This is a genomic window from Mesorhizobium sp. M0317 (assembly GCF_040321555.1).
In the GTDB taxonomy this organism is placed as follows: domain Bacteria; phylum Pseudomonadota; class Alphaproteobacteria; order Rhizobiales; family Rhizobiaceae; genus Mesorhizobium.
The window spans coordinates 33126-49205 of sequence record NZ_JAMYRV010000019.1 but is presented as its reverse complement, the minus strand read 5'-3'; the positions used below and the strand labels follow the sequence as shown (position 1 = coordinate 49205).

Below are 16080 nucleotides of genomic sequence, written 5' to 3'. Positions count from 1 at the left end.
GCATCACGCCGACCTATTCCGCCGCCACGCCCTTCACCTGGAGATAGCTTTCCATCGAGTCGTCCAGCGCCTGCAGCCAGGGCGTATGGTGCAATGGCGCCATGGTGCCGGTCATCAGCGAGCGGTAGGCGTGGTCGCGGAAGGTCATAATGTCTTCCGCCTTGTGGTGCTCCCACTCCATGAAGGTCTGGTTGACCGCCTCGACGTCGAAGCCGGGATAGTCGGTCTGGTCCATCAATTCCTTGGTGTAGTCGCCCTGGAACCAGATCATCTGCTCGGCGTCTTCCAGCGTCTCTTCGCGTGCCCGCCACTTGGCGCCGTGCTCGGCCATCGCCTGTACCGACGGCAGCTTGATGCGGCCCATGATGACGTCACGGGCGAACCAGGCCTGGGCGTCGAACATGTTGAAAGTGTAGAACTGGTCCTGCATGCCGATATAGGACAGTTTCGGGTTCTTCTCCCACACGACGCCCTCATAGAGCCCGTCCGGCCACATGCGGTTGGCGGTCTTCAGCTTCAGCTCTTCCGTGAGGAACGGGAAGGAATGCAGATAGCCGGTGCACAGGACGATGGCGTCGACGTCCTTGGTGGTGCCATCCTTGAAGTGCGCCGTCTTGCCGACGACCTTCTGCAGCAGCGGCACTTCCTTCCAGTTCTCCGGCCATTTGAACCCCATCGGCTTGGAGCGGTAGCTGGAGGTGATCGATCTGGCGCCGTATTTGTAGCATTGCGAGCCGATGTCCTCGGCAGAATAGGAGCGGCCGATGATCAGTATGTCCTTGCCCTTGAACTCCATGGCGTCGCGAAAATCATGGCTGTGCAGGATACGGCCGTTGAAGGTCGAAAAGCCTTCGAAATAGGGAACGTTGGGAACCGAGAAATGCCCGGAAGCGACGACGACATTGTCGAACTCTTCGGAGTAGGTGACGTCGTTGGTGCGGTCATGCGCGGTGACAGTGAATTTCCTGCTCTCGTCCGAGAAGGTGACCATGCGCACCGGGCTGTTGAAGCGCACCCATTTGCGCAGGCCTGATTTCTCGACGCGACCCTTGATGTAATCCCACAAAACGGCGCGCGGCGGGTAGGATCCGATCGGGCGGCCGAAATGCTCCTCGAACGTATAGTCGGCGAATTCCAGGCATTCCTTCGGTCCGTTCGACCAGAGGTAGCGGTACATCGAGCCGTGGACGGGGTCGCCATGCTCGTCGAGGCCGGTGCGCCAGGTGTAGTTCCACAGGCCGCCCCAGTCCGACTGCTTTTCGAAGCAGACGATTTCGGGGATCTCGGCGCCCTTGTCGGCAGCCGACTTGAAGGCCCTGAGCTGGGCCAGACCGGATGGCCCCGCTCCAATGACGGCAACGCGCGTTTTCATGGCAGGCCTCCCGGTGTCATTCGATTTTTTGGAATTGCTCTTACGAAACAAATTTCACTCACAGGACAGTAATTGCCTCTTGGATGCTGTCAACAGGCCTTGTGGAGAAACCGCGTTTCGCCCCAGCGGATTTCCGGAAAAACGGATGACGGCGTAAATCCTGTTCGGACACCATTCGACTTAAGGGGCTTGCTGCGCGGTTGCGTTTCTGTATCGGCACCGAATATGTTCACCTGGAGTGAAATAATCATGGGGATTCGGAGGCGAGATGGCGAAGACAAGTTCCGACTCCAAGACTGCTTCGACAAGGGCAAAGCCACCGGCAAAGGCCTCCGTGGACGGAAAAACCATTCGCGCGCCGCTGACGCAGAATCCGCACGCCATTCGCGACACGCGCGAAAAAGTGCTGGAGGTGGCGATCGGGCGCGAGGTGCGCGCCTTCCGCAAGAAGCTCGGCATCACCGTTGCCGATCTCGCCGTCGCCACCGATATTTCGCTGGGCATGCTGTCGAAGATCGAGAACGGCATCACCTCGCCGTCGCTGACCACACTGCAGGCGCTGTCGAGGGCGCTCGGCGTTCCCGTCACCGCCTTCTTCCGCCGATTCGAGGAAGAGCGCAGCGCCGTCTTCGTCAAGGCCGGCGAAGGGCTAGATGTCGAACGCCGCGGCACCCGCGCCGGCCATCAATACAATCTGCTCGGCCATATCGGCTCCAACACCAGCGGCGTCGTCGTCGAGCCCTATCTGATTACGCTGACCGAGGATTCGGATGTGTTCCCGACCTTCCAGCATGAGGGCATGGAATTCCTCTACATGCTGGAGGGCGAGGTGGTGTACCGGCACGGCAGCAACCTCTATCCGATGAAGCCGGGCGACAGCCTGTTCTTCGACGCCGACGCGCCGCATGGGCCGGAAAAACTGACGCAGCTGCCGATGCGGTATCTGTCGATTATTTGCTATCCGCAGAGCGCGGGGTAGTCGGACCGCCGCAGCCCGCTCACCCGGATTGCCCCGAGGGGAGAGGAGTCTGGCGTCAGCGCTGGCGATCTCTTCTCCGCTCGGGGAGAAGGTGGCCGCGCAGCGGCCGGATGAGGGGGCCTTTAGTCCGGCCCGAACCCCGGTGACGTCGCACTGCCATCATCCAGCTTCGACAGCCATTCCACCAATGTCGGCCGATACCGCGTCAGGCCCTTGTAGGTGGCCAGCTCTTCCGGCAAATCCCGGATCACCCGGTGCAGTCGCCTTGCCCATTTCGGCTGTGTCACCAGTTCGTCCATCTTGATCAGATAGCAGCGGATCGGGAAGACGATGCCGTTCGAGCGCGGCAGGCGCCAGAAGCTTTGCAGTTCGACGCGCAGATGCACCTTGTCGCCGACATTTTCGGGCGTCACCGTCGCGCGGTCCGGGCCCCATTTGTGGTAATTCTCCGGACTGGTGTCGAGGCGCGGGTTGATGGTCATCGTCCAGTTGAGACGCCGCGCCGGCTTGCCCTGCTGGATGTTGGTGAGGAACTTCAGCGCCCTGACGAAAATCCCCTTCTCATGCGCCAGCGGCACCGGCGCGTGCCATTCGAAGAAATTCATGCCGATGTCGAAATCGAGCGACCAGTCGGCCTGAGTGGTGACCATGCCGGCGTCCATCCAAAGATTGCCGTCGCGCTGATCGAGAATGCAGAAATCACCCTGGCTCTGGCGAGTGATGTACTCCATCGGCCCGTAAGGCAGTGTCGAGGTGTCGCCGAAGGTGAAGGTGTCGTCGATGCCGAGCGGCCGGTTGATCCAGCGCCAGCGGTCGCCGTCGCGGGTCAGGGTGAAATGCTCGGGATAGCCAAGTGCCTGTTGCTCCATCAAAAGTTCGAGCAGGTCCCAGCCGGCCAGCGTCATATGCGGCAGCGACTGGCAGCGCAGCGGATCGTCGGCCAGCACCAGTGCACGGTCCTGCATCTCGGCGACATAGTGCTCGTCGACGTCGATCAGGTTTTCCAGAACGCTGCCCTTGGGGCCAACCACATGCGGCTCGATGTTGACCGCATACATGTAGGCGTCTTCGTGGAACGGGAACGGAAACCGCCTGATGTGTTCCGGGCTGTTCCTGAAGGTGAAATCGTCGCGAAACGTTTCCTTGCGAAAGGTGATGCCCAAGCTGGCCTCCTATCTTTCCAGGACCAGCGACTTGCCTTCGAAGCGCGACACGCACGGCATGATCTTGCAGCCGGAACGATGGTCTTCCTCGCTGAGCCAGTGGTCGTTGTGGATGAACTTGCCGTCATACGAGACGACGTTGGTCTCGCACTGGCCGCAGACACCGCCGCGGCAGAGATAGGGCGGATCGACGCCGGCGGCCTCGATCGCTTCGAGCAGGCTCTGCTGCTCGCCGACGCGGATGGTCTTGCCGCTAACGGCAAGTGTGACGTCGAACGGCAGGCCGGGCTGGGGTGCCGCGAAATGCTCGTAGTGCACGGTCTCCGCCGGCCAGCCGAGAGCCGCAGCGCGCTCGCGCACCCAGTTGATCATGCCGGCCGGGCCGCAGACATAGAGATGGGTGCCGAGCGGCTGCGAGGACAAGAGACGGTCGAGTTCGATGCGCTCGTCGCGGTCGTCGTGATAGAGCCGGACGCGACGGCCATAGCGCTCCTGCAGCACATCGGCATAGGTGCCGAGCGAGGCGGTGCGGCAGGTGTAGTGCAGCTCGAAATTGCCGCCGGACCCGGCGAGCTGCGCGGTCTGCGCCATGAACGGCGTGATCCCGATGCCGCCGGCAAGCATCAGATGCTTCTTTGCCCTGAGGTCGAGCGAGAACAGATTGACGGGGTAGCTGACCACCATCTCCAGGCCAGGCTTGACGCTCCGGTGCATGAACAACGAGCCGCCGCGGCCGACATCGTCGCGGCGCACCGAGATGGTGTATTCGCGGGTGTCGAGCGGCGATCCCATCAGCGAATAGGGATTGAGCCTTGTGCGGTCGCCATCGCGCATCTCGACCACGACATGGGCGCCGCCGGAAAAGGTCGGCAAAAGCTCACCGTCACGGCGGCGGAAATGGAAGCGCGTCACCAGTTCGTTGACCGGGACGACGTCGCTGACGACGACATCGAGCTTGGTGGTGCCGGTGCTCATGGGAAGACCTCCTCTATGGGAGGGATCTCCGAGCGATCCTCGGCATTTATGCAGACGCCCTGGAATGCTGCCAGCCGTCGCGAATAATGATCGCGCACCAGAAGCAGCAGGCTGCAATGCGCGCAGGTGGCCGGCTGCGTCGTCACATTTTCGGTGATGCCTTTGCAATGCACGCACTGCATGCGCCGCGCCAATGAGCCGCGATGCTCGGTCTGCATGGAGGTATGATCGATGCCGGCTTCGAGCGCCACCTGCATGGCCTGGCCGATCAGCCCTTCGGTGCCGGCGAGATAGAGGCGCAGGCCCATATGCGCGTTGGCAAGCGTCTGCTTCAGCCGGGGCAGCAGGCTGGCGAAGGTTGGCGCGACATGAAATTGCGCGGACTTCAGTGCCTCAAGAGCGGCAACGTGCTTGCCGTCGGCCCCGGGAATGAAGACGATTTCGGCGCCGTCGAAGAAGCCGGGGGGCGCCGTCCTTGCCATATCGACGATCGCCAGCGCGCCTTCCGCATCCGCCACGAAAAGATGATGCTTGCCGGGCTGCGGGGACAGGGTTCCGTAAATGGGCCGGCTGATGATCGTTTTGGCTGCCATTCTCTACTTCGTACCTCGAAACCCCTCGCTGTCGATTGTGCCTCAGCCTTTCGCCGTGCGCTTGGTCTTTTTGGGATCGTCGAAGGGCAGAGGCTGCGCCGTCGCCCTGATCGAACCGCTCTTGTTGCGGATCTCGAGCTTGGTGTCCTTGACCGCGCAGTCGACGTCGAGGCGGGCGATGCCCATCGATTTCTCGACCAGCGGCGAATACATGGCGCAGGTGACCACGCCCACCTTTTTGCCGTCGCGATAGACCGGCGCGCCCTCATCCGCGGGTTGCTTGCCGTCGAGCAGCACGCCGTAGATCTTGAAGCGCTCCTTGCCCTTGAGGCGGTAATGCTCTTCGGCGCCGCGAAAGCCGGTCTTGCCGGGGCTGACGGTGAAGTCGAGGCCGAGCTCCCACAGCGTGTCGCCGGGGCCTTCGTTCTCGAACGGATATTTCTGCGAGTTGTCATAGGGATAAAACAGCAAATAACTTTCGACGCGCAGCATATCGAGCGTGGTGAAGCGGCACGGAATGATGCCGGCGCTCTTGCCCTCGTCGAGGATCCTGTCCCAGATCGTGCCGGCGTCCTGGCCGCGGCAGAATATCTCGTAGCCGCGCTCGCCGGTATAGCCGGTGCGCGAGATCATGACGGGAAAGCCGAACAGCTGCGTCTGCATATGATGGAAATAGTTGAGGTCGCGAATGCCCGGCACATGCTTTGAGAGATAGTCGACCGCGGTCGGTCCCTGCAGCGACAGGTCGTGCAGATTGTCGTCGAAGCGCAGCGATACGTCGCGGCCGACGGAAGCGCGCTGCAATTCCTCATGGCCGGTGCCGGAGCCGTGCACCACCATCCAGGCGTTCGGCCCGGTGCGGTAGAGGATGCAGTCGTCGGTGAATTTTCCGGCCTCGTTCAGCATGCAGGCATAGGCCGACTTGCCGGGATAGATCTTCTCCACGTCGCGCGTCGTTGCCAGGTCGATGAGGTGTGAGGCGTGCGGCCCGGTGATGTGAACCTTCTTCAGGCCCGACACATCCATCAGCCCGGCCCTGGTGCGGATGGCGGTGTATTCCTCGTCGGCGTCCTTGTCGTAGGTCCAGGCGGTGCCCATGCCGCTCCAGTCTTCGAGCTTCGAGCCTAACGCGCGATGGCGATCCGCCAGGGTCGAAAATCTCCAGGATGCCGTCATCCGCAAATCCTCCGTTCGAAAATTCTATTGTGTTCCCGGCTCCCTGCGCGAGGCGGGAGCATTTGGTCGAATATTGATCGCAAACGTCCTGATGCCGCAATACCCGGAAGCAAATAATTTCATTGTCAGGCAAAATTCGCGGCTGGGGACAAACGGTTAACCCAACGTAAAATCGGCTTGACAATTGCTGGATTCGGCCCGAATTTATGAAAAAAATTTCACTCTGTTGAAAGAGGGCAGCGGGCGGCCAATTCGGGGTCGGGCGCTGGAAAAGGGGAAACCGATGTCAGACCTGCAGCAGCGCATCGAAGCGCTGTACCGTTCCGACCTGCGCGGATCCGCGCTCCTGATCATCTGCCTTTGGGCGACGATCCTCTTCGTGCTTGTCATGACATGGCCCTACATCCCGGACACCGGGATCAAGATCGTCGTCGCTATCGCTGCCGCCGCCGTGCTGATCTTCAATACGGCCGCCATCCTGGCGATGGTCAATCACTACAAGGAAGACAAGGACTTCATCTACGGTCTCGACATCAAGAACGCCGACGCGGCCCGCAACCGCAAGTCCTGAAAACAGAACGTCCTGAGGGGTAGAAGTCATGTCGCGCTACACGCCGCCGGAACAAGGCAAGGCCGGGCAGATTTTCGATATCGTGGTCGTCGTGGTCGCCATTTTCGTGGCGCTGTGGCTGCCATTGAAACTCGGCCTGGCGGGTGCGGCGAAATCCATCGACGCGCTCGATGCCAAAACCTGGGAAGCGTTGGGACAGAACCCGACCATGGCCTCGATCTGGGAAAAGCTCGGCTATACGCCGGAGACCGCGCACGACATCATCCAGAACCGCTTCCACTACATCATCGACTGGCCGACGCTGATCATCATGGCGGCGGTGCTGATCGGCTATTTCGTCTTCCTGTTCCGCGCCTCCGACCGCGAATATCGCGACGTCATCAACGAAAAGTTCGACGACAAGTAACGCCAGAGATTTTGGGGAAGCACGCTCATGTGGGTCGCACTCTCTTACGCATCGTGGGGCATCTCGGTCGTGCTTGCGCTGTGGATGCTCTACGACTGGTTCAAGATCGACACGACCTATTCCGAGGAGGTGCTGACTTCCTCGCGCGAAGGCGAGCTTGAAGCCGCTTCCGAAAAACACCGGATCTGAGTGGGGATTGAACAATGACGATCACGCTTGAACCGGCAATACACGGCGACAGGGTTTCACTGCTACGCGTGCTCGGCCCGGCCCATGTCTGGGCGCTTGGCGTCGGCATCGTGCTGGTCGGCGAATTCACCGGCTGGAATTTCTCGGCCGACAAGGGCGGCGCACTGGCGGCGCTGATCGTCTGCTGGGTGGTCGGGCTCTTGTACACTTCGGTCGCCATGATCGACTCCGAGGTGACATCGACAGTTGCCGCCGCCGGCGGCCAATACGCGCAGGCCAAGCACATTGTCGGGCCGCTGATGGCCTTCAACGTCGCGCTGTTCCTGGTCTTTGCCTACACCATGCTGGAGGTTTCGGACGCCATCCTGCTCGGCGACACCATCGTCGCCAAGGCCGGCGTCGAAGGGCTCACCCACAACTCCTTCATTGCCGCCACCATCGTCGTGCTGGCATGGCTGAACTATCGCGGCGTGCTGATGACGCTCAACGTCAACTTCGTCATCACGGCGATAGCCTATGTCTCGATCGTTATCCTGTTCTTCTCGGTCAGCCCCTGGACGCAGGGTGCTGTGCTGAAGCTCAACGAGCTGGTCACCCCCGGCAATGCGCTGCCCTATGGCTGGATCGGCGTCATCGCGGCCTTCCAGTTCGGCATCTGGTACTATCTCGGCATCGAAGGCACCACGCAGGCCGCCGAGGAAGTGCGCTCGCCGGCGCGTTCGCTGCCTTACGGCACCATGGCCGGCATGATCACGCTTTTGATCGCCGCCGCCATGACCTGGTATGTCTGCGCCTCGCTGATGCCCTGGGAGTACCTCGGTATCACCTATTATCCCTTGTGGGACGCCGGCAAGCTGACCGGCAGCCCGCTGCTGGAAAACCTGTTGTTCGTCGCCACGCTGCTCGCGGCACTGGCGTCGGCCAATGGCTGTATCAACGATGCGGCCCGCGCGTGGTTCTCGCTTGGACGCGACCGCTATCTGCCGACATGGTTCTCGGCCGTGCACCCGAAATACCGCACGCCCTATCGCTCGATCCTGTTCCTGCTGCCGATCGCGCTCGCCTTCGCCTTCATTGCCGACCTCAACCAGGCGATCACCTTCTCGATCCTGTCGGGCGTGCTGCAATACACCTTCATGAGCATCAACATCATGATGTTCCGCAAAAAGTGGCCGCTGGGCACGATCCGCCGCGGCTATACGCACCCGTTCCACCCGATCCCGGCCATCGTGTTGTTTTGCCTCTGCGTGGTGACCTTCTTTGCGATCTTCCTCGGCTACGGCACGCAGCTGATCGCCATGGTCGCCTTCTACTTCCTGATCTCGCTGTGGTTCCACTTCTACCGTTACCGCTATGTGCGTCGCGGCGACCAGTTCACCATGCCGTGGCCGAAGCCGCAGGGCTATTGACAGGAGAGGGCCTGCCGGTTTGGGCGGGCATGGCGTGACGAGGTGTCTGACGTGACGACAGCATTGCTGGCCGGGGCGGTCGCCGTGGCTCTCGTCCTGCACCTCGCCTGGCATGCGCGCGCCAGCCGCAAAAAGGCCAAGGCTGATCTTGCAGCCGAGGCAGCCAGTATCCGGACCGTCATCACACATGCCGTTGATGTCTCCGATGGCACAGCCGGCGTTGTCACCTGGGCGGGTTCGTGGAACGGACAGCGCGTGCAGCTGCGCACCATCGTCGACACGCTGGCGACGCGAAAGCTGCCGGCGCGATGGTTGAGTGTCACGATCACAGAGCCGGTTGCGGTGCCGGCGACCTTCGACATGATGATGCGGCCGGGCTCGCCGACGACCTTCTCCAATTTCGATCATCTTCAGCATACGCTGCCGAAGGCTCCGGGATTTCCGGCTGAAGCCGTGCTGCGAACCGACCTCAGGGCGGCGCGCTTTCCGCAGAACCTGATCGCCAGCCATCTCGACATCTTTGCCGAAGGCCGCGCCAAGGAACTCTTGATCACCCCGAACGGCGTGCGCATCGTCTGGCTGCTGGCCGAGGCCGAACGGGCGCGCTACGGCGTGTTCCGGCAGGCTGCATTCGGCGGCACAAGGCTGGATCCGGCGCTGGTCGAGAGGTTGCTCACCTCAGCCTCGGGGCTGCGCGACGCCATCAACAGACAGGAAAGGCAGGTGGCATGAACGCCCCCCTACCCCCACCGGCAAACCCCTATCTCGTGCTCGGCGCCGCAATCGTCTTGCCGGCCAGCGGCCACGTCATTCTGGGCGTGCCTGTGCGCGGCCTGCAATTCCTGTTCTTCATGGTGATCCTCGCCTGGGTGACAGCCAAGATCGCGCCGGCCGACGCCAGCTTCGTCGGCCGCCACGCCGGCGGCTTCCTGATCTATGCGCTGTCGATCCTCGACGCCTACAAAATCGCCCGCATCCGCACCGCTACATGGGTTCACAGCGCCCGCGACGGCAGCGATAGTGCACCAAGCGGCATCGAACCGCATACGTAACTACAGGAATATTTTTTTCATATGATTGAATTCGCACGACGCATTCGATACATCATCGTCTAGTGGTAACGCCGGGAGGCTGACATGTGTGGAATCGTCGGACTTTTTCTGAAAGACAAGTCGCTTGAGCCGCAGCTCGGCTCGATGCTGTCGCAGATGCTGATATCGCTCAGCGATCGCGGCCCCGACAGCGCCGGCATTGCCATCTATGGCGCGCCTTCCAGGAATGAAGCCAAGATCACCATCCAGTCCGCGAAGCCCGAGCGCGATTTCCGCGGCCTCGACGCCGAACTCGCGAAGGCCATCGGCGCGCCGGTGAGCATAGCGGTGAAGTCCACCCATGCAGTGTTGAGAACCGCGCCCGACAAGGTCGATGCCGCGCGCGAAGCGCTGCAGTCAATCCGCCCCGACGTGCGCATCATGGGCGCCGGCGAAGCGGTGGAAATCTACAAGGAAGTCGGTCTGCCGGAAGCGGTCGTCGACCGCTTCGACGTCCGCTCGATGACCGGCACGCATGGCATCGGCCATACCCGCATGGCGACGGAATCGGCCGTCACCACTATGGGCGCGCATCCGTTCTCGACCGGCGCCGACCAGTGCCTGGTGCACAATGGCTCGCTGTCCAACCACAACAATGTGCGGCGTGAGCTGGTGCGGGAGGGCATGAAATTCGAGACCGAGAACGACACCGAGGTCGCCGCCGCCTATCTCTCCTCGCAGATGGCGCATGGCAAGAACCTCGGCGAGGCGCTGGAAGGCACGCTGTCCGACCTCGACGGCTTCTTCACCTTCGTCGTCGGCACCAAGAACGGTTTCGGCGTGGTGCGCGATCCGATCGCCTGCAAGCCCGCCGTCATGGCCGAGACCGACCAGTATGTCGCCTTTGGCTCGGAATATCGGGCGCTGACCAAGCTGCCCGGCATAGACAATGCGAGGGTCTGGGAGCCGGAACCCGCAACCGTCTATTTCTGGGAGCATTGAGCCCATGCCGGCAACCAAACTTTCGAAGGCGGCGCAAGACCAGGCGTCCCGGGTCTTCGATCTTGATGTGTCGTCGCTGCGCGAGCTCAACCAGGCGCTTCACAATCTGACGCCCGGCTCCAACGAAACGGCGTGGGAAGTGCTGCACCCGAAGGGCAGCCATTCGGTTGCGGTCGGCGTCGACCAGCCTGTCAGCATCGATGTGCGCGGCAGCGTCGGCTACTACTGCGCCGGGATGAATGACGGCGCTGCCATCACCGTGCACGGCTCGGCCGGACCTGGCGTCGGCGAAAACATGATGTCGGGCTCGATCGTCATCAAGGGCGACGCCAGCCAGTATGCCGGCGCCACCGGCAAGGGCGGGCTGCTCGTCATCGAGGGCAACGCCTCGTCGCGCTGCGGCATCTCGATGAAGGGCATCGACATCGTCGTGCACGGCAATATCGGCCACATGTCGGCCTTCATGGCGCAGTCCGGCAATCTGGTGGTGCTGGGCGATGCCGGCGACGCACTTGGCGATTCCATCTACGAAGCGCGGCTGTTCGTGCGCGGCAAGGTCGAAAGCCTGGGCGCCGACTGCATCGCCAAGGAGATGCGGCCCGAGCATATCGAACTGCTGCAGGGACTGCTCGACCGCGCCGGCGTCACCGGCGTCAAGCCGTCGGAATTCAAGCGCTACGGCTCGGCGCGCACGCTCTACAATTTCAATATCGACAACGCCGACGCGTATTGAGGCAGCATGACCTACAAGAACCCGCCGACGACGCCGCGCAAATCCGCGACCTTCGACGACTACACGCTTTCCGAAATCCGCCGCGCCGCGGCGACCGGCATCTATGACATCAGGGGCGCCGGGGCCAAGCGCAAGCTGCCGCATTTCGACGATCTGCTGTTCCTCGGCGCCTCGATCTCGCGCTATCCGCTGGAAGGCTATCGCGAGCGGTGCGACACGTCGGTGGTGCTGGGCTCGCGCTATGCCAAGAAGCCGATCGAGCTGAAAATCCCGATCACCGTTGCCGGCATGAGCTTCGGGTCGCTGTCCGGCCCGGCCAAGGAAGCGCTCGGCCGTGGCGCCACACTCTCAGGCACGTCGACCACCACCGGCGACGGCGGCATGACCGAGGAAGAGCGCGGCCATTCCAAGCAACTGGTCTACCAGTACCTGCCGTCGCGCTACGGCATGAACCCCAGGGATTTGCGCCGCGCCGACGCCATCGAAGTGGTCGTTGGCCAGGGCGCCAAGCCGGGCGGTGGCGGCATGCTGCTTGGCCAGAAAATCTCCGATCGCGTTGCCGAAATGCGCACGCTGCCGAAAGGCATCGACCAGCGTTCGGCCTCGCGCCATCCCGACTGGACCGGGCCGGACGATCTCGAGATCAAGATCCTCGAACTACGCGAGATCACCGACTGGGAAAAGCCGATCTACGTCAAGGTCGGTGGCGCCCGCCCCTATTATGACACTGCACTTGCGGTGAAGGCCGGCGCCGATGTCGTCGTCGTCGACGGCATGCAGGGCGGCACGGCGGCGACGCAGGAAGTGTTCATCGAAAATGTCGGCCAGCCGACGCTTGCCTGTATCAGGCCGGCGGTGCAGGCGCTGCAGGATCTCGGCATGCACCGCAAGGTGCAGCTGATCGTGTCCGGCGGCATCCGCAATGGCGCCGACGTCGCCAAGGCGCTGGCGCTCGGCGTGGACGCGGTGTCGATCGGCACGGCAGCGCTGGTCGCGCTCGGCGACAATGATCCGCGCTGGGAAGCGGAGTACAATGCGCTCGGCACCACCGCCGGGGCCTATGACGACTGGCACGAGGGCCGCGACCCCGCGGGCATCACCACGCAGGACCCCGAACTGATGAAGCGGGTTGATCCGGTCGCCGCGGGACGGCGTCTCGCGAACTACCTCAAGGTGATGACGCTGGAGGCGCAGACCATTGCGCGTGCCTGCGGCAAGAACAGCCTGCACAATCTCGAGCCCGAGGATCTCGTAGCCCTCACCATCGAAGCCGCCGCCATGGCCGGCGTGCCGCTGGCCGGCACCAACTGGATACCGGGGAAAAACGGCTTCTAAAAAACACATCAAAATAAGCGAGGAACTATAATGGGGAACGATCTCGCCGCATTCGCCAAAGAGAACGGCGTCAAATATTTCATGATTTCCTACACCGACCTGTTCGGCGGCCAGCGCGCCAAGCTGGTGCCGGCGCAGGCGATCGCCGACATGCAGAAGGACGGCGCCGGCTTCGCCGGTTTCGCCACCTGGCTCGACCTCACGCCGGCGCATCCTGATATGCTGGCGGTGCCGGATCCGGATTCGGTGATCCAGCTGCCGTGGAAGCCCGAGGTCGCCTGGGTCGCCGCCAACTGCATCATGGACGACAAGGAAGTCGAGCAGGCGCCGCGCAACACGCTGCGCCGGCTGATCGCGGAAGCCGCCACCGACGGCATGCATGTCAAGACCGGCGTCGAGGCCGAGTTCTTCCTGATCTCGCCGGACGGCAGTGTCATCTCCGACAAATACGACACCGCATCGAAGCCTTGCTACGACCAGCAAGCGGTGATGCGCCGTTACGATGTCATCGCCGAGATTTGCGACCACATGCTGGCGCTGGGCTGGAGCCCCTACCAGAACGACCATGAGGACGCCAACGGCCAGTTCGAGATGAACTGGGCCTTCGACGATGTGCTGGCGACCGCCGACAAGCACTCGTTCTTCAAGTTCATGGTCAAGTCGGTGGCGGAAAAGCACGGCCTGCGCGCGACCTTCATGCCTAAGCCCTTCCAGGGCCTGACCGGCAATGGCTGCCACGCCCATATTTCGGTGTGGGACAAGGCCGGCAAGGTCAACGTCTTTGCCGACAATGCGATGGAGCTCGGCCTGTCGGCCAAGGGCAAGAATTTCCTCGGCGGCATCATGAAACATGCCTCGGCGCTGGCCGCCATCACCAACCCGACGGTGAACTCCTACAAACGCATCAACGCGCCGCGCACCATTTCGGGCGCCACCTGGGCTCCGAACACGGTGACCTGGACCGGAAACAACCGCACCCACATGGTGCGCGTGCCCGGCCCCGGCCGCTTCGAGCTGCGGCTGCCGGACGGCGCCGCAAACCCTTATCTGCTGCAGGCCGTCATCATTGCCGCCGGTCTCGACGGCATCCGCTCCAAGGCCGATCCCGGCAAGCGCTACGACATCGACATGTACCAGAACGGCCACACGGTGAAAGGCGCGCCGAAGCTGCCGCTCAATCTGCTCGACGCGCTTCGCGAATACGACAAGGACAAATCGCTCAAGGCGGCGCTGGGTGAGGAATTCTCGTCGGCTTATCTAAAGCTGAAGCACCAGGAATGGAATTCCTATGCTTCGCACTTCACGCAATGGGAGCGCGACCACACGCTGGACATATAATCGTCCTAGCGGTGCGAGCGACCTCGGAATGACCTGATGAAATATTCGCTCTTCTCGCTCGCCCGTGCTGCCCTGTCCGGCCACAAGAACTGGCAGCGCACCTGGCGCGATGCGGCGCCCAAGGACCACTACGATGTGGTGATCATCGGCGGCGGCGGCCATGGGCTCGCCACCGCCTGGTTCCTCGCCAGCGAGTTCGGCATCAGAAACGTCGCCGTGCTGGAAAAGGGCTGGATCGGCTCCGGCAATGCCGGCCGCAACACCACCATCATCCGTTCCAATTACGGCCTGCCCGGCAATACCGGCTTCTACGAGCTTTCGATGAAGCTTTGGGAGCGGATGGAGCAGGACCTCAACTATAACGCGATGGTCAGCCAGCGCGGCGTCCTCAACCTCTATCATTCCGATGCGCAGCGCGACGCTTATGCGCGGCGCGGCAACACCATGCGCATCAATGGCATCGATGCCGAACTGCTCGACCAGGCGGCGCTGAAGAAGATGCTGCCGTTCCTGAATTTCGACCATGCGCGCTTTCCCGTGCAGGGCGGCCTCCTGCAGCGCCGCGGCGGCACCGCGCGGCATGACGCGGTGGTCTGGGGCTATGCCCATGCGGCGAGCGAACTCGGCGTCGACATCATCCAGAACTGCGAGGTCACCGGCTTTGTCCGGGACGGCAACGGCAAGGTGACTGGCGTCGAGACGTCGCGCGGCAAGATCGGCGCCGGCAAGGTCGGCATGGCAGTCGCCGGGTCATCGTCGCGTGTCGCAGCGATGGCGGGCATGCGCCTGCCGATCGAAAGCCATGTGCTGCAAGCTTTCGTCTCGGAGGCGATCAAGCCGCTCATTCCTGGCGTCATGACCTTCGGCGCCGGGCATTTCTATGTCAGCCAGTCCGACAAGGGCGGGCTGGTCTTCGGCGGCGACATCGACGGCTATAATTCCTACGCCCAGCGCGGCAATCTGCCTGTCATGGAAGATGTCTGCGAGGGCGGCATGGCGCTGATCCCGATGATCGGCCGCGTGCGGCTTCTGCGCCAGTGGGGCGGCATCATGGACATGTCGATGGATGGCTCGCCGATCATCGACAAGACGCCGGTCGACGGGCTCTACCTCAATGCCGGCTGGTGCTATGGCGGCTTCAAGGCGACGCCGGGATCGGGCTTCGTCTTTGCCCATCTTCTGGCGCGTGACGAAACGCACAAGGAGGCGGCGCTGTTTCGGCTCGACCGCTTCCAGCGCGGTGCCATGATCGACGAAAAGGGCCAAGGCGCCCAACCGAACCTGCATTGAGGCGGCCGGAACAAGATGCGTATCACCTGTCCTTTCTGCGGCGAACGCGAACTCGGCGAGTTCAGCTATCTCGGCGATGCCAAGCCTGTACGGCCGGCGGCGGGTGCCGGCGAGGATGCTGTCTACGACTACGTCTATCTGCGCGACAATGTCGCCGGCGTGATGGCTGAGAACTGGTATCACGGCGGTGGCTGCCGGGCCTGGCTGAAGGTCACCCGCAACACGCTGACGCACGAGATCTCGGCGGTGGAACCGGCGGCGGGGGCTGGTGCGAGGCAGGTGGCGAAATGAGCTATCCTGTCGAAATCGTAGCCGTCGCGAAAAGCGCCAGCCCCCTACCTCCCCCTTGTGGGGAGGTCGGACCGCAGGTCCGGGTGGGGGTCGGTGCCGCGGGGGGGGGCGGGCCCCGGGGGGCGCCGCCCGCCCCCCCCCGCGCGGGGCGGGGGGGGGGGGGGGGCGGGGGGGGCGGGGGGGGGGGGGGGGGGGGGGGGGGGGGGGGGGGGGCCGGCCCCCAGGGC

18 protein-coding genes are annotated in these 16080 nt (G+C 62.9%); 13 read left to right on the top strand and 5 right to left on the bottom strand.

What is annotated here, in order from left to right; translation table 11 throughout:
* Positions 1–13 precede the first annotated feature (13 nt).
* On the bottom strand, positions 14–1372 hold the full coding sequence (locus tag NKI88_RS15500; protein ID WP_352655975.1) for a trimethylamine monooxygenase: 1359 nt from the start codon (positions 1370–1372) through the stop codon (positions 14–16).
* Positions 1373–1640: 268 nt separating this feature from the next.
* On the opposite strand from NKI88_RS15500, the gene NKI88_RS15495 reads away from it, so the two are divergent.
* The gene (locus NKI88_RS15495; RefSeq protein WP_352652901.1) at positions 1641–2351 is read left to right on the top strand and encodes a helix-turn-helix domain-containing protein; all 711 of its coding nucleotides are present in this window, start codon (positions 1641–1643) and stop codon (positions 2349–2351) included.
* A 122-nt stretch (positions 2352–2473) separates the two neighbouring features.
* Here NKI88_RS15495 and NKI88_RS15490 read toward each other — a convergent pair whose 3' ends face one another.
* From NKI88_RS15490 to NKI88_RS15475, 4 genes are read right to left on the bottom strand one after another with little or no spacing between them, the layout of a single operon-like run.
* Entirely contained in the window at positions 2474–3514 is a 1041-nt protein-coding gene (locus NKI88_RS15490) for a heme-dependent oxidative N-demethylase family protein (protein ID WP_023687065.1), read from the bottom strand.
* Between the two features lie 9 nt (positions 3515–3523).
* Positions 3524–4489: a PDR/VanB family oxidoreductase gene (locus tag NKI88_RS15485; RefSeq protein WP_023687064.1), complete on the bottom strand. Its 966-nt coding sequence runs from the start codon at positions 4487–4489 to the stop codon at positions 3524–3526.
* On the bottom strand, positions 4486–5082 hold the full coding sequence (locus tag NKI88_RS15480) for a dimethylamine monooxygenase subunit DmmA family protein (protein WP_352655972.1): 597 nt from the start codon (positions 5080–5082) through the stop codon (positions 4486–4488). Before NKI88_RS15480 ends, NKI88_RS15485 begins: the two co-directional genes overlap by 4 nt.
* Before the next feature lie 42 nt (positions 5083–5124).
* Entirely contained in the window at positions 5125–6258 is a 1134-nt protein-coding gene (locus NKI88_RS15475; RefSeq protein ID WP_023668543.1) for an aminomethyl transferase family protein, read from the bottom strand.
* 184 nt (positions 6259–6442) lie between these two features.
* On the opposite strand from NKI88_RS15475, the gene NKI88_RS15470 reads away from it, so the two are divergent.
* From NKI88_RS15470 to NKI88_RS15415, 12 genes are all read left to right on the top strand, one after another.
* The gene (locus tag NKI88_RS15470; RefSeq protein WP_245261080.1) at positions 6443–6829 is read left to right on the top strand and encodes a hypothetical protein; all 387 of its coding nucleotides are present in this window, start codon (positions 6443–6445) and stop codon (positions 6827–6829) included.
* Positions 6830–6857: 28 nt separating this feature from the next.
* Positions 6858–7235 carry a hypothetical protein gene (locus NKI88_RS15465; protein ID WP_023668545.1) on the top strand — a complete coding sequence of 126 codons (378 nt, stop codon included), beginning with the start codon at positions 6858–6860 and terminating at the stop codon, positions 7233–7235.
* Between the two features lie 27 nt (positions 7236–7262).
* Positions 7263–7424 (top strand): hypothetical protein, encoded by a 162-nt coding sequence (locus tag NKI88_RS15460; RefSeq protein WP_023668546.1) that lies wholly within the window; start codon positions 7263–7265, stop codon positions 7422–7424.
* Between the two features lie 14 nt (positions 7425–7438).
* A complete protein-coding gene (locus NKI88_RS15455) occupies positions 7439–8833 on the top strand; it encodes an APC family permease (RefSeq protein WP_023668547.1) in 1395 nt (464 codons plus the stop codon).
* A 42-nt stretch (positions 8834–8875) separates the two neighbouring features.
* Entirely contained in the window at positions 8876–9565 is a 690-nt protein-coding gene (locus NKI88_RS15450) for a hypothetical protein (RefSeq protein WP_023709931.1), read from the top strand.
* Positions 9562–9885, top strand: coding sequence for a hypothetical protein (locus tag NKI88_RS15445; protein ID WP_023752575.1), 324 nt, complete (start codon positions 9562–9564; stop codon positions 9883–9885). Before NKI88_RS15450 ends, NKI88_RS15445 begins: the two co-directional genes overlap by 4 nt.
* 84 nt (positions 9886–9969) lie before the next feature.
* Positions 9970–10866: a class II glutamine amidotransferase gene (locus NKI88_RS15440; protein WP_023668550.1), complete on the top strand. Its 897-nt coding sequence runs from the start codon at positions 9970–9972 to the stop codon at positions 10864–10866.
* A 4-nt stretch (positions 10867–10870) separates the two neighbouring features.
* The gene (locus NKI88_RS15435; protein ID WP_023668551.1) at positions 10871–11599 is read left to right on the top strand and encodes a GltB/FmdC/FwdC-like GXGXG domain-containing protein; all 729 of its coding nucleotides are present in this window, start codon (positions 10871–10873) and stop codon (positions 11597–11599) included.
* A gap of 6 nt (positions 11600–11605) precedes the next feature.
* On the top strand, positions 11606–12934 hold the full coding sequence (locus tag NKI88_RS15430; protein WP_023668552.1) for an FMN-binding glutamate synthase family protein: 1329 nt from the start codon (positions 11606–11608) through the stop codon (positions 12932–12934).
* A gap of 30 nt (positions 12935–12964) precedes the next feature.
* On the top strand, positions 12965–14272 hold the full coding sequence (glnT, locus tag NKI88_RS15425; protein ID WP_023726360.1) for a type III glutamate--ammonia ligase: 1308 nt from the start codon (positions 12965–12967) through the stop codon (positions 14270–14272).
* A gap of 36 nt (positions 14273–14308) precedes the next feature.
* Positions 14309–15562 carry a sarcosine oxidase subunit beta family protein gene (locus NKI88_RS15420; protein WP_352655969.1) on the top strand — a complete coding sequence of 418 codons (1254 nt, stop codon included), beginning with the start codon at positions 14309–14311 and terminating at the stop codon, positions 15560–15562.
* A gap of 15 nt (positions 15563–15577) precedes the next feature.
* Positions 15578–15853 carry a sarcosine oxidase subunit delta gene (locus NKI88_RS15415; protein ID WP_023704839.1) on the top strand — a complete coding sequence of 92 codons (276 nt, stop codon included), beginning with the start codon at positions 15578–15580 and terminating at the stop codon, positions 15851–15853.
* Positions 15854–16080 lie beyond the last annotated feature (227 nt).

Excerpts from the sequence above, each read along its gene's own strand:
- NKI88_RS15500 (WP_352655975.1), bottom strand. The coding sequence starts at position 1,372 with ATGAAAACGCGCGTTGCCGTCATTGGAGCGGGGCCATCCGGTCTGGCC.
- NKI88_RS15495 (WP_352652901.1), top strand. The coding sequence starts at position 1,641 with ATGGCGAAGACAAGTTCCGACTCCAAGACTGCTTCGACAAGGGCAAAG.
- NKI88_RS15485 (WP_023687064.1), bottom strand. The coding sequence starts at position 4,489 with ATGAGCACCGGCACCACCAAGCTCGATGTCGTCGTCAGCGACGTCGTC.
- NKI88_RS15480 (WP_352655972.1), bottom strand. The coding sequence starts at position 5,082 with ATGGCAGCCAAAACGATCATCAGCCGGCCCATTTACGGAACCCTGTCC.
- NKI88_RS15475 (WP_023668543.1), bottom strand. The coding sequence starts at position 6,258 with ATGACGGCATCCTGGAGATTTTCGACCCTGGCGGATCGCCATCGCGCG.
- NKI88_RS15465 (WP_023668545.1), top strand. The coding sequence starts at position 6,858 with ATGTCGCGCTACACGCCGCCGGAACAAGGCAAGGCCGGGCAGATTTTC.
- NKI88_RS15460 (WP_023668546.1), top strand. The coding sequence starts at position 7,263 with ATGTGGGTCGCACTCTCTTACGCATCGTGGGGCATCTCGGTCGTGCTT.
- NKI88_RS15455 (WP_023668547.1), top strand. The coding sequence starts at position 7,439 with ATGACGATCACGCTTGAACCGGCAATACACGGCGACAGGGTTTCACTG.
- NKI88_RS15445 (WP_023752575.1), top strand. The coding sequence starts at position 9,562 with ATGAACGCCCCCCTACCCCCACCGGCAAACCCCTATCTCGTGCTCGGC.
- NKI88_RS15440 (WP_023668550.1), top strand. The coding sequence starts at position 9,970 with ATGTGTGGAATCGTCGGACTTTTTCTGAAAGACAAGTCGCTTGAGCCG.
- NKI88_RS15435 (WP_023668551.1), top strand. The coding sequence starts at position 10,871 with ATGCCGGCAACCAAACTTTCGAAGGCGGCGCAAGACCAGGCGTCCCGG.
- NKI88_RS15430 (WP_023668552.1), top strand. The coding sequence starts at position 11,606 with ATGACCTACAAGAACCCGCCGACGACGCCGCGCAAATCCGCGACCTTC.
- glnT (WP_023726360.1), top strand. The coding sequence starts at position 12,965 with ATGGGGAACGATCTCGCCGCATTCGCCAAAGAGAACGGCGTCAAATAT.
- NKI88_RS15420 (WP_352655969.1), top strand. The coding sequence starts at position 14,309 with ATGAAATATTCGCTCTTCTCGCTCGCCCGTGCTGCCCTGTCCGGCCAC.
- NKI88_RS15415 (WP_023704839.1), top strand. The coding sequence starts at position 15,578 with ATGCGTATCACCTGTCCTTTCTGCGGCGAACGCGAACTCGGCGAGTTC.